The sequence below is a fragment of the Mycoplana ramosa genome (genome assembly GCF_041930185.1).
GTDB lineage: Bacteria > Pseudomonadota > Alphaproteobacteria > Rhizobiales > Rhizobiaceae > Mycoplana > Mycoplana ramosa.
Genome location: NZ_JBHEEW010000005.1, coordinates 50040 through 62236, shown reverse-complemented (window position 1 = coordinate 62236; position 12197 = coordinate 50040). Strand labels below are relative to the sequence as shown.

Genomic DNA, 12197 nt, shown 5'->3' with positions numbered 1-12197 from the left:
GGAGAACGCGCAACATTCACCTTGCCGCAGCGGCGCCTGCCTCGGGGGCCGTGCGGGTATCGACATCGACGACGACGCTCAGGCCCGCCCTCAGGCGTCCGCTTTCGAGCGCGTCCTTGGGCAGGGCGATGCGGACCGGCACGCGCTGGATGACCTTGGTGAAGTTGCCGGTCGCATTTTCCGGCGGCAGCAGCGAGAAGACCGAGCCGGACGCCGGAGAGATCGACTCCACGGTAGCCTGAATAGCGTCATCGTCGTAGGCATCGACGTAGACCTTGACCTTCGAGCCGGGCACCAGGTGCTTGAGCTGCGTTTCCTTGAAGTTCGCGTCGACATAAAGTTCGCGGGTCGGTACCAGCGCCATCAGGCGCTGCCCCGGCGCAACCAGATCGCCGACCTGAACCGAGCGGTTGCCGATGACGCCGTCATAGGGTGCCTTCAGCACCGTGAAGCCCAGGTCGCGGGCGGCCTTGTCACGCTCGATCTCCAGGGTCCGGATCGTGCCTTCGGTTTCCATTCGCTGCGCTTCGAGCAACGCGATATTGGCCTTGGCGACAACGATGTTGGCCTCGCCTCCGGCCAGGTTCGCCCGGGCCTGATCGAGGGCAATATTGGCGCTGTCAAGTTCGGCCGTCGTGCCGACCGACTTTGACTGCAAGGTGCTGGCGCGTTGCTGGTTGATTTCGGCCCCCCGGACGGCAGCATCGAGCGCCTGCTTCGCCGCTTCCGCCTGGGCAAGCGAGGCCTTCGCACCGTCGATTTGCGCATCGATCCGATGCAGCGAGAGTTCGGCGGTCGCAATCCGGGCTTTCGCCTGGTCGAGGGCGTTCTGATAGTCGCCGCTGTCGAGGGTCACGAGCACGTCGCCAGCCTTGACCTTTTGGTTCGCCGCCACCTGAACCTGCGCGACATAGCCCGTCACCTTCGGCGAAATCGTGGCGATGTCCCCCTCGATATAAGCGTCGTCTGTCGAGACCATGAACCGTCCGGTCGTCCACCAGTTGTAGCCGTACCAACCGCCGCCGGCCAGCAACGCGAGAAACAGCACCGGCAGAACACGGCGCTTGCCACCTGCCTTGGTGGTTTTGCTCGCCGGCGCCGGTTCGGCGGCCGCCGGTGCCTCCGGCACGGGCGCGGTCGGCGCCTCGGCAACGAAATCATCGTCGACGGGACGCACCTTGGCTTTGCTAGACGTTTTGGAGACCGACATATGTTCACCCGCAAATGGCATGGCAGCGATGATGCAATCGAACCAAACCGTTCAGTTCGATTTGACTTAGTACCAAATTTGTTCCATATCAAGGTCAAATCGAACCGCGCGGTTCGAAAAGCAAGCAGCAAGAGGAATTTCTGCAAGGGGCGATGGAAACGAAGTTAACGGCAACTTGCGAGGAGACCTGCCCGAGCCCGACCGGGCGGCGCGCCGCCGGCGCGGACCCGGTGAAACGCGAGCAGATCCTGGACGGCGCCAAGCGCGTTTTCATGGAGCAGGGTTTCGACGCTGCGAGCATGAACGACATCACGCGGGCGGCCGGTGTGTCCAAGGGTACGATCTACGTCTATTTCGAGAACAAGGAGGACCTGTTCGGCGAACTGATCCAGCGCGAACGTCTGCGCATCACCGAATCGGCCCGCGGCGCTCTCAAAGACGACCTCACGGTGGCCGAGGCCCTGCACGACTTCGGCGTGCTGTTCGCCACGCACCTATCGGCCGACTATACGATCAAGGCCATGCGCATGGTGATTGCCGTGAACCAGCGCATGCCGCTGGCCTGCCAATTCCTTTCCGCCAGCCCGATGAACCCGGTTTCGGTTCTGAAGACCTATCTCGACCGGCAGGTCGCGGATGGCCGGCTTGTGATCGACGATACCGAGCTCGCCAGCCGGCAGTTCCTGGAACTGGCGACGGCTGGCATCTTCAAGCATCGCCTGTTCGGTTCGATGGAAACACCGCCACCCCCATCCGAGGTGGAGCGGATCGTGGCGAGCGGCACGAAAATCTTCCTCGCAGCCTACGAACGGCGCGTATCCGAAGGTCACCTGTCTTTGCAGCCCCGAGACTCCGAAGGCCCGGTATCCGCCGGCCAAATTGGATAAACGCACGGGATGGCACGCATTTTTGCATCCTATCTGTGGCGGCTGCCTTGCAAGCACTCTGATTCTCCATACATACCGACGTCATTGACGTTCCGATTTGGAGAGGAAGATCGCATGGACAGCATCCTTGTCCTGATGCAAAGCCCTGAAGCCTGGGTTGCCCTTGTGACGCTGATCGTCATGGAAGTCGTGCTGGGTATCGACAACCTGATCTTCATCTCGATCCTGACGAACAAGCTGTCGCCCGAATATCGGATCTCGGCCCGGCGCATCGGCATCGGCCTGGCGCTGATCATGCGGCTGGCGCTGCTCGGCACGATTGCCTGGATCATCAAGCTGACGACGCCGGTGTTCGAGATCTTCGGCCAGGGCTTTTCCTGGAAGGACATCATCCTGATCGCCGGTGGCCTCTTCCTCGTCTGGAAGGCGACAAAGGAAATTCACCACAACGTCGATCCGGCCGATCAGGGCGAGGATTTCATCGGTACCGCCGCGGTCGCCTCGTTCGGGGCCGCAATCGGCCAGATCCTGCTGCTCGATCTCGTCTTCTCCGTCGACAGCATCATCACCGCCGTCGGCATGACGCCGCACCTGCCGATCATGGTCACGGCCGTCGTTGTCGCCGTCGCCGTGATGCTGCTGGCGGCAACGCCGCTTGCCAACTTCATCGAGAAGAACCCGACCATCGTCATGCTGGCGCTCGCCTTCCTGCTGATGATCGGCATGACGCTGATTGCCGAAGGCATGGGTTTCCACGTACCGAAGGGCTACGTCTACGCCGCCATGGCGTTCTCGGCACTGGTCGAGGTGCTCAACATGCTGTCGCGCAATGCGAAGCGGAAAAAGAAGGTCGAGGCGCAGACACTGCACTGAGCGCCTGCCTATCGGTCCCAACTGGCCGGCGAACGGTACGCGCCGGCCAGACGGATGCGCGAGGCGCGGGCCGGGCCGTTAAGCCGTTCGTTTGGCTGCGAATGAAACCGGCCATCCCCGTTGCCGGTTGACACCGTTTCCTACCCTGTGGAAGCTTTACCACCGAAGGGTCCGGAACCTTTGGCCGACGCTGGAATTTCCATTCATCATTGCGAGGCCGCGCCCCTCGCAGGGACGATGGGGGAGAAATGACGACGGATCAGATGTTGGCGTTCGGGGTCATCCTCTTGATGATGGCCGGCTTTATCTGGGGGCGCCTTCGCTACGACATCGTCGCATGCCTGGCGCTGCTGGTATCCGTCGCGGTCGGCATCGTTCCCTATGACAAGGCATTTTCAGGGTTCAGCGACGACATCGTCATCATCGTCGGCAGCGCGCTGGTGGTCAGCGCGGGCGTCGCGCGCTCGGGCATCATCAACACCACGGTGCAGCGCTTCTTTCCGAGCCTTGTCACCTTCACACCACAGATGCTTCTGCTCTTGATAACCGTCGCGGTGATGTCCGCCTTCATCAAGAACATCGGCGCGCTTGCCATCATGATGCCGATGGCCTTCCAGTTCTCGCGGCGCTCGGGCGTCCCGGTGTCACGCTACCTGATGCCGATGGCGTTTGCCGCCCTGCTCGGTGGATTGATGACGCAGATCGGCACCTCGCCGAACATCGTCGTCTCGCGCGTGCGCCAGGAGATCACCGGCGAGAGCTTCACCATGTTCGATTTCACGCCAGTTGGCGGAATCCTGACGATCGCGGGCGTCCTGTTCCTGATCGGCTTCAACCGGCTGGTTCCGCCCCGCGTCAAACAGAACCCCTCGCTCGACGAGGCGCTCGACTTCGCCACCTATTCCTCCGACGCCACCGTCACTGAGGAGTCCGGCGCAGCAGGCAAGTCTTTGAGCGTTGTCCTCAAGCCCGGCGAGGGCGACATCATCGCCACCGCGATCATCCGCAACGGTCGCCACATGGCACCGCTGCCGGACGTCACGGTTCGAGTCGGCGACACGATCCTTTTGGAAGGAACGCCGGTGGCGCTCGATCGGGTCACATCAGCCGCGGGTCTCAAGCTGTCGGGGAAGCCGATCAAGGAGGCACCCGCAACCGGCGAGGAGATCGCTGCCATCGAAGCGGTCGTCGCAAACGATTCCCGCCTGGTTGGGCTGTCGGCCAGGCGGCTGGCGCTGTTCCACAGCTACGGCATCAACCTGCTCGCCGTCAGCCGGCAGGGAAAGCGGCTGACGGAGCGTCTGAGCGAGGTGAGCCTTGGCCCGGGCGACGTGCTGATGGTGCAAGGCGGAATGAAGACCCTGCCGGCGACCCTGCAGGAACTGAACCTGCTGCCGCTCGCCCAACGAGAGATCCTGCTCGGCACAAGGCGGCGCGCCATCGTGCCGGTGATCATCCTGGCTGCGGCAATGCTCGCCAGCGCCACCGGAACCGTGCCGGTCGCAACCGCCTTCTTCGCCGCCGCGATCGCGATGCTGCTCTTCCGGGTGATCCCCCTGGCCGACGCCTACCGGGCCGTCGACGGACCGATCCTCGTCATGCTCGCCGCCCTCATCCCCGTCGCCGACACGCTGCGCACCACCGGCGGCAGCGAACTGATCGCCGGCTGGCTCGGCGCGTTTGCCGCGGGCATGCCGGCCTATGGGGCGCTGGTTTTGATCCTCGTCACTGCAATGGCAGTGACCCCGTTCCTCAACAATGCCGCAACCGTGCTCGTCATGGCGCCGATAGCCGTCAGTTTCGCCGCGGCGCTCGACTACCGTCCGGAGGCCTTCCTGATGGCGGTAGCGATCGGCGCCGGCTGCGATTTCCTCACGCCGATCGGCCACCAGTGCAATACGCTCGTGATGGGGCCGGGCGGCTATCGTTTCAGCGACTATTCGCGCCTCGGCCTACCGCTGTCGCTGCTCGTCATCCTCGTCAGCGTGCCGGCGCTGCTCTATGTCTGGCCGGTGCAATGAACCCGGGACCGGTTGCGCCGCTGTGCAGCCGCACTTTCCCTTGACGCACCGGATCGAATGTGGTCTCACCCCTGACCGAACGGAAAACTCCGTCTCCGCCGCAATTTTGGCGGCAAATCGGGCTTTCCCTCCCATAAAGCATGAGCCGATCACGCGGGAATTCCTCCGGCGAACGGCACCACAGCATTCGACCGGGCCGAAGACACATGACCACCTCCGCAACGAACGCCCCCGTACGCGTCCGCATCGCCCCCTCTCCGACCGGCGAGCCGCATGTCGGCACCGCCTACATCGCGCTGTTCAACTATCTGTTCGCCAAAAAGCACAACGGCACCTTCATCCTGCGCATCGAGGACACCGACGCCACCCGTTCGACGCCGGAATTCGAGACCAAGGTGCTGGATGCGCTGAAATGGTGCGGGCTGGAATGGGCGGAAGGCCCGGATGTCGGCGGTCCCTACGGCCCCTATCGCCAGTCCGACCGCAAGCACATCTACCTCGACTATGTCCGCCAGATCGAGGCGAACGGCCACGCCTTCCGCTGCTTCTGCACGCCCGAGCGGCTGGAGCAGATGCGCGAGGCGCAGCGCGCCGAGGGCAAGCAACCGAAGTATGACGGCCACTGCCTCAATCTGACCGCCGAAGAAGTGACCCGGCGCGTCGAGGCCGGCGAGCCGCATGTCGTGCGCATGAAGATCCCGACCGAAGGCTCGTGCGACTTCCATGACGGCGTCTACGGCGATGTCTCGATCCCGTGGGAGTCCGTCGACATGCAGGTCCTGCTCAAGGCCGACGGGATGCCGACCTACCACATGGCCAACGTGGTCGACGACCACCTGATGAAGATCACCCACGTCGCCCGCGGCGAGGAGTGGCTGGCATCGGTGCCCAAGCACATCCTGCTCTACCGGTATCTCGGCCTCGAGCCGCCGGTGTTCATGCATCTGTCGCTGATGCGCAACGCTGACAAGTCGAAGCTGTCGAAGCGCAAGAACCCGACCTCGATCTCCTACTATTCGGCGCTCGGCTACATGCCGGAAGCGCTGATGAACTTCCTCGGCCTGTTCTTCATCCAGATCGCCGAAGGCGAGGAACTGATGACGATGGAGGAGCTCGCCGAAAAGTTCGACCCCGACAATCTGTCGAAGTCCGGCGCCATCTTCGACATCCAGAAGCTCGACTGGCTGAACGGCCGCTGGATCCGCGAGAAGTTTACCGAGGAGGAATTCACCACCCGCGTGCTTGCCTGGGCGATGGAGAACGACCGCCTGCGTGAAGGCCTGAAGCTGTCGCAGTCGCGCATCACCAAGCTCGGCGAACTGCCGGACCTGGCCGGCTTCCTGCTGAAGTCCGATCTCCATCTGGAACCGTCCGCCTTCGCCAAGGTGAAGTCGACGCCCGAAGAGATCGTGGAAATCCTCACTACGGTGCAGCCGGAACTCGAAAGCATCGTCGAGTGGAACGTCGAGAGCATCGAGGCCAAGTTGCGCGCGATCGCCGACAACACGGGCAAGAAGCTCAAGGTGCTTCTGGCGCCGCTGTTCGTCGCCGTTTCCGGCTCCTCGCGGTCGCTGCCGCTGTTCGATTCGATGGCGATCCTCGGCCGTTCCGTCGTGCGCCAGCGGCTGAAGGTGGCCGCACAGGTGGTGGCCTCGATGGCCGGCAGCGGAAAGTAAGAAATACACGACGTGCCCCCTCCCCCTTGTGGGGAGGGTTGGGGAGGGCGATCCCCGAGTGAATCCCTCCCGGCCCGTCGGGCCATCCTCCCCGCAAGGCGGACGGATTGCAGAGCCCGCCGCTCCGGCGACCCAGATCAAAAGCCCGAATAGGCGAGATACACGATGACCGACACCAAGACCGAAACCGCCCTCTCCTCCGACGCCACCGAAGTCCGCCGCCAGAAGCTCGAGCTTCTGCGCCAGCAGATCGGCGACGTCTATCCGGCCCACTTCCACCGCACCATCACCAACGCGGAACTGGCGGAGAAATACGCCGATCTGGAGCCGGACACCGAGAGCGGCGACGTCGTTACCGTGGCCGGCCGCGTCTATTCCTCGCGCAATTCCGGCATGTTCATGGATCTCCACGACGCCTCCGGCAAGATTCAGATCTTTTCCCACAAGGACGTCACCGGCGAAGAGGCGCGCGCGCTGCTGCCGATGATCGACCTCGGCGACATTATCGGCGTCACCGGTGTCGTCCGCCGCACCAAGCGCGGCGAGCTGACCATCAACGCGCAAGCGATCACCATGCTGACCAAGTCGCTGCTGCCGATGCCGGAGAAGTGGCACGGTGTGTCCGACGTCGAGATCCGCTACCGCAAGCGCCACCTCGACATCATGACCAACGAGGAATCGAAGCTGCGCTTCCAGCAGCGCTCGAAGATCGTTTCCGGCATCCGCCGCTTCATGGAGAATGACGGCTTCATGGAGGTCGAGACGCCGATGCTGCACTCGGTCTACGGCGGCGCGACCGCCGAGCCGTTCAAGACACATCACAACACGCTGAAGCTCGACATGTTTCTGCGCATCGCGCCGGAACTGTACCTGAAGCGCACGCTGGTCTCGGGCCTCACCGACAAGGTGTTCGAGATCAACCGCAACTTCCGCAACGAGGGCGTGTCGACCCGGCACAATCCCGAATTCACGATGATGGAGTGCTACTGGGCCTATGCCGACTACGAGGACGTCATGGATCTCGTCGAGCGGCTGTTCGAGAGCCTGGCGGTGGCGATCCACGGCAAGCCCGAGTTCATGTACGGCGAGACGGAGCTGTCGTTCAAGGGCCCGTTCCGCCGCGTTCCCATGCCCGACGCCGTCAAGGAAGCAACCGGCATCGACTTCCTTAGCCTCAAGACCGACGAGGAGGCCCGCGCCGCCGCCAAGGCTGCCGGATTCGAGGTCGAGAAGGACTGGACCTGGGGCGAATGCCTGGCCTTCATCTTCGAGGAAAGGGTCGAGCCGACGCTGATCCAGCCGGCCCATGTGACGCATTTCCCGAAGGACATCTCACCGTTCGCCAAGGAAGTGCCGGGCGAACCTCGCCTTGTCGAGCGCTTCGAGACCTATTGCAACACCTGGGAACTCGGCAACGCCTTCTCGGAGCTGAACGACCCGATCGAACAGCGGGCCCGGATGGTCGAGCAGCTCGAGCAGGCGCATGCGCGCGGCGAGAAGGCCAAGCAGCTCGACGACGAGTTCCTCGACGCGATCGATCAGGGCATGCCGCCAGCCGGCGGCCTCGGCATCGGCGTCGACCGGCTGATCATGCTCCTAACCAACGCGCCGTCGATCCGCGACGTAATCCTCTTCCCGGCCCGCCGGGCGAAGAACGACTGAGGGGCGCACCAGCACCATCCTACCGCCTTCGAAAGCGCTTCCGAACAGGAGGCGCTTTTTTTGTCGCATCGCCAGCCGTCACCCGCCTCACAGCATCAGCCACACACAAGCCATCACCCTGAAGATGTGATGATGTATGTGTGCGATAGGTTCGTCGCAGGCTGTTTCCGAACGTATCAAGCACGCAAGCCGACCCACCACCGAGGTAAGACATGACGAACTACAGCAACCATATCGACGAAGACGTGCTCAAGAACTGGTTCTCGGCCAAAACACTTGCAGATCCCCAATTGGCAAGATTCATTGAATCTAACGATCTAAAAAAAACAAAACCTACGTTCAAGGATGTCTGCAATCGCCTGTTCGGCTGCGACAACCCCTACCACGCCTACAAGCCGGAACTTCTGCCCTCCCCGATGCCCTACACGGCTCATATCGGCCCGAAGACCCTCGGTGCCATCGAGATGTTGCTAGGACGCAAGCCCAATTTAGGTGTGGAGGTTGGCAGCTTCATCGGCGGCAGTGCAACAATCCTCGGCTCCTGGCTGCGTGAAACCGGCGGAACTTTGATGTGCGTCGACACCTGGTGTGGCGACATCAACATGTGGCTTCTCGGAAACTTTGCCGGGACCATGCGGAAAATGGACGGCAATCCCGTCATCTTCGACTATTTCATGAACACTATGTTCAATAACGGCCTTACGGAAACGGTCATTCCGTTCCGCGTTTCCTCGATCGTTGCTGCCAGAACACTGAAGGTTCTCAACTACGAAATTGATTTCGTGTATCTCGATTCCGCCCACGAATGCGGAGAAACCTTCCTTGAGCTATCCTTATATTATGATCTTCTTCCGCCTGGAGGCATCATGATCGGCGACGATTACCTGATGTTCCCGGCCGTTAAGCATGACGTCGATCTGTTTTGTAAGGTTCACAATCTCGAGCTCAAGTTCACGGGCGAAAGAGATACCTGGATTATACAGAAGCCGATGCAGTCTGAAACCATCGAGCCTGTCCAGTCAGTTTCGGAAGACGCGTAAGGAAAATTTCCCATGAAACGAGAGCATTTCCATCGGCATGGAAGTGCTCTCCGATTGCGCGGGACGATGGTGGCATGCCTGCAGGTCGCGAGCGGGTTAGTGGGCGTTCACCGCGACCTCGTGCGAGCCTGCTTCAGCGGGCGCGGCGGCGCGCTTCCCGGCAGTCTTGCCGCCCTCAGCGCCCACGGTGGTTTCCTCGCCCTCCGGCGGGAGATCGATGCAGTCCGCCCGCTCCTCCATCGCAGTCACGATGGTCTTGATCTCGTCGAGCGAAAGCGCCTTGCGCTCGCCGTAGAACTCACCATTCGCTGCAGCCGTGCCTTCGACATAGCTCGCCTGAAACGGCCCGTTCATGCCGGGAACCTTGCCGGGGTCGCGTGAGAACAGTACTTCCGCGCCGATCGCGCGACCTCGCATATCCGCCCTTTGAGCCGGACCAGCCTCGTCAAGCAGAACGACCTGATAGAGATCCGCCTGCTCCTTGTTGGAGAGCGCCCCGGCCACCCGCAGGGCCGTTTTGACCCGGACATCGCCCTCTTCGGCCTTGGCGCGGATGTAATGGCGGATCCAGCGCTGGCCGTCGTGTTCCTGCCGCAAGGTCAAGACTGTCGTGCAGGCAACGCCGGAGATCCGCTCCGGTCGCGGCCCCAGGATGGCATCACGCCCGACGAGCGCGGCCACGGCCCCTGATGCCCCGGTCAGGACAACGACACCTGCAAGGAGAATCAGCACCTTCTTGGGGAGGCGCAGCTTCGAAGGGAGGAACTTCACCGGGACGCACTACTCTATATCGTGGAAACGGACCCAAAACGCGGCGGAGGGCTGCTCCCAACCTAGGGCGGCGGGCGTTTCCGAAATCTTAAAGAATGGCCTTTGGCCGATAATATCCGTGGCCTGTGCCCCTTTGATGCCACCAATGGTTAACGACAGCCACAATTGAGAATGATTTGCAATTGCATTGACAGGCGGCCGGACCGCCGATACCTTGTTGCAATTCATTTGCAAAAGCGTTTTGGGATTTCACATGATCGTCCGTTTGGCTAGAACCGCCGTCCTTGCAGCGCTCTTGACGTTCGGAGGTGCCACGGTAGCCGCGGCCCAGGAAAAGCCGAAGGTCATCACCACCTTCACCGTCATCGCCGATATCGCCCAAAACGTCGCCGGTGATGCGGCAGTGGTGGAATCGATCACCAAGCCCGGCGCCGAGATCCACAACTACCAGCCGACGCCACGCGACATCCTCAAGGCCCAGGACGCCTCGCTGGTGCTGTGGAACGGTCTCAATCTCGAGCGCTGGTTCGAAAAGTTCCTGACCAAGCTCAACGACGTGCCGAACGCCATCGTCAGCGACGGCATCGAGCCGATGAGTATCGTTGAAGGCCCGTACGAGGGCAAGCCGAACCCGCACGCCTGGATGTCGCCGGACAATGCACTGATCTATGTCGAAAACATCAGGAAGGCGCTCGCCTCGCTCGATCCCGGCAATGCCGCCGTCTACGAGGCGAATGCGAAGGCCTATGGCGACAAGATCAAGGCGCTCTCGGCGAAGATCAAGGCCGAACTCGGCATACTGCCGGAAGACAAGCGCTGGCTCGTCACCAGCGAGGGCGCATTCAGTTACCTCACCCGCGATTTCGGCCTGAAGGAACTGTTCCTCTGGCCGATCAACGCCGACCAGCAGGGCACACCCAAGCAGGTCAAGGCAGTGATCGACGCGGTGCGCGAGCACAACATCCACGTCGTCTTCTCGGAAAGCACCGTCTCCGACAAGCCGGCCCGGCAGGTGGCGGCGGAAACGGGGGCGGCCTATGGCGGCGTGCTCTATGTCGACAGCCTCAGCGAGGCTGACGGCCCCGTCCCGACCTATCTCGACCTCCTGCGCGTCACCTCGGAGACGATTGTGAAAGGCCTCTCGCAATGATGATGGGCAACCGCAGGAAACCGGCCGACGGCATCGTTGCGGAGGACGTCACCGTCACCTACCGCACCGGCGTCACGGCGCTCAGGCATGCCAGCTTCTCGGTGCCGCGGGGCACGATCACAGCACTTGTCGGCGTCAACGGCAGCGGCAAGTCCACCCTGTTCAAGGCGATCATGGGCTTCGTGCCGCTCACCGGCGGCAAGGTGACGATCCTCGGCATGCCGGTGCGCGAGGCTCTGAAGAAGAACCTCGTGGCCTATGTGCCGCAGGCCGAGGAGGTCGACTGGACCTTCCCCGTCCTCGTCGAGGACGTGGTGATGATGGGCCGCTACGGCCACATGAACTGGCTGCGCATCCCGACAAAGCGCGACCACGAGATGGTTGCCGCAGCCCTCGCCCGCGTCAACATGAGCGACTACCGCAAGCGCCAGATTGGCGAGCTCTCCGGCGGCCAGCGCAAGCGCGTCTTCCTCGCCCGCGCGCTCGCCCAGGAAGGCCAGGTGATCCTGCTCGACGAGCCCTTCACCGGCGTCGACGTGACCACCGAGGAGCAGATCGTCCAGCTGCTCGGCATGCTCCGCGACGAAGGCCGGGTCATGCTCGTCTCCACCCACAATCTCGGCAGCGTGCCGGAGTTCTGCGACCGCACCGTCTTCGTCAAGGGCACGGTGCTCGCCTCCGGGCCGACCGCCGAAACCTTCACCGAGGCCAATCTGGAGCGCGCCTTTGGCGGCGTGCTGCGCCACTTCATCCTGTCCGGCCACGACCTGCACGAGGACGCGGACCCACGCCAGGTCAAGGTCATCAGCGACGACGAGCGGCCCTTCGTCATCTATGGCGACAAGCGCGACGCAACGGCGCCCACCGAGGCACCAACCGAAAAGGCCGAACCGTGAGCGTGCTCCTC

At 62.5% G+C, this 12197-nt stretch carries 10 protein-coding genes; 8 read left to right on the top strand and 2 right to left on the bottom strand.

The features are described 5' to 3' along the window. Window positions 1-16: 16 nt before the first annotated feature. A complete protein-coding gene (locus tag JNC62_RS07810; protein WP_374837560.1) occupies window positions 17-1210 on the bottom strand; it encodes an HlyD family secretion protein in 1194 nt (397 codons plus the stop codon). Between the two features lie 152 nt (window positions 1211-1362). Between JNC62_RS07810 and JNC62_RS07805 the strand changes: the two genes are divergently transcribed. The 6 genes from JNC62_RS07805 (at window position 1363) to JNC62_RS07780 (ending at window position 9369) form a co-directional block, all read left to right on the top strand. Next, window positions 1363-2097, top strand: a complete 735-nt coding sequence (locus JNC62_RS07805; RefSeq protein ID WP_374837558.1) for a TetR/AcrR family transcriptional regulator — start codon at window positions 1363-1365, stop codon at window positions 2095-2097. 114 nt (window positions 2098-2211) lie between these two features. After that, window positions 2212-2970: a TerC family protein gene (locus tag JNC62_RS07800; RefSeq protein ID WP_374837556.1), complete on the top strand. Its 759-nt coding sequence runs from the start codon at window positions 2212-2214 to the stop codon at window positions 2968-2970. A gap of 248 nt (window positions 2971-3218) precedes the next feature. Continuing rightward, complete coding sequence (locus tag JNC62_RS07795; protein WP_374837554.1) at window positions 3219-4991, top strand: SLC13 family permease; 1773 nt, start codon at window positions 3219-3221, stop codon at window positions 4989-4991. A 206-nt stretch (window positions 4992-5197) separates the two neighbouring features. Then, window positions 5198-6667: a glutamate--tRNA ligase gene (gene gltX / locus JNC62_RS07790; RefSeq protein ID WP_374837552.1), complete on the top strand. Its 1470-nt coding sequence runs from the start codon at window positions 5198-5200 to the stop codon at window positions 6665-6667. Between the two features lie 165 nt (window positions 6668-6832). Next, window positions 6833-8329, top strand: coding sequence for a lysine--tRNA ligase (gene lysS / locus JNC62_RS07785; RefSeq protein ID WP_374837550.1), 1497 nt, complete (start codon window positions 6833-6835; stop codon window positions 8327-8329). Window positions 8330-8541: 212 nt separating this feature from the next. After that, window positions 8542-9369: a class I SAM-dependent methyltransferase gene (locus JNC62_RS07780; protein ID WP_374837548.1), complete on the top strand. Its 828-nt coding sequence runs from the start codon at window positions 8542-8544 to the stop codon at window positions 9367-9369. Window positions 9370-9465: 96 nt separating this feature from the next. On the opposite strand, the gene JNC62_RS07775 is transcribed toward JNC62_RS07780, so the two are convergent. Continuing rightward, window positions 9466-10140 carry a hypothetical protein gene (locus JNC62_RS07775; RefSeq protein ID WP_374837546.1) on the bottom strand — a complete coding sequence of 225 codons (675 nt, stop codon included), beginning with the start codon at window positions 10138-10140 and terminating at the stop codon, window positions 9466-9468. Between the two features lie 253 nt (window positions 10141-10393). On the opposite strand from JNC62_RS07775, the gene JNC62_RS07770 reads away from it, so the two are divergent. Together JNC62_RS07770 and JNC62_RS07765 are read left to right on the top strand one after the other, a co-directional pair. After that, window positions 10394-11290, top strand: coding sequence for a metal ABC transporter substrate-binding protein (locus JNC62_RS07770; RefSeq protein WP_374837544.1), 897 nt, complete (start codon window positions 10394-10396; stop codon window positions 11288-11290). A gap of 2 nt (window positions 11291-11292) precedes the next feature. Next, entirely contained in the window at window positions 11293-12186 is an 894-nt protein-coding gene (locus tag JNC62_RS07765; RefSeq protein ID WP_374837898.1) for a manganese/iron ABC transporter ATP-binding protein, read from the top strand. Window positions 12187-12197 lie beyond the last annotated feature (11 nt).

What these genes read in the sequence shown, in the direction of transcription:
- JNC62_RS07780 (WP_374837548.1), top strand. Translation starts at nt 8,542, where the DNA reads ATGACGAACTACAGCAACCATATCGACGAAGACGTGCTCAAGAACTGG.
- JNC62_RS07765 (WP_374837898.1), top strand. Translation starts at nt 11,293, where the DNA reads ATGGGCAACCGCAGGAAACCGGCCGACGGCATCGTTGCGGAGGACGTC.
- JNC62_RS07770 (WP_374837544.1), top strand. Translation starts at nt 10,394, where the DNA reads ATGATCGTCCGTTTGGCTAGAACCGCCGTCCTTGCAGCGCTCTTGACG.
- lysS (WP_374837550.1), top strand. Translation starts at nt 6,833, where the DNA reads ATGACCGACACCAAGACCGAAACCGCCCTCTCCTCCGACGCCACCGAA.
- JNC62_RS07805 (WP_374837558.1), top strand. Translation starts at nt 1,363, where the DNA reads ATGGAAACGAAGTTAACGGCAACTTGCGAGGAGACCTGCCCGAGCCCG.
- JNC62_RS07810 (WP_374837560.1), bottom strand. Translation starts at nt 1,210, where the DNA reads ATGTCGGTCTCCAAAACGTCTAGCAAAGCCAAGGTGCGTCCCGTCGAC.
- gltX (WP_374837552.1), top strand. Translation starts at nt 5,198, where the DNA reads ATGACCACCTCCGCAACGAACGCCCCCGTACGCGTCCGCATCGCCCCC.
- JNC62_RS07795 (WP_374837554.1), top strand. Translation starts at nt 3,219, where the DNA reads ATGACGACGGATCAGATGTTGGCGTTCGGGGTCATCCTCTTGATGATG.
- JNC62_RS07800 (WP_374837556.1), top strand. Translation starts at nt 2,212, where the DNA reads ATGGACAGCATCCTTGTCCTGATGCAAAGCCCTGAAGCCTGGGTTGCC.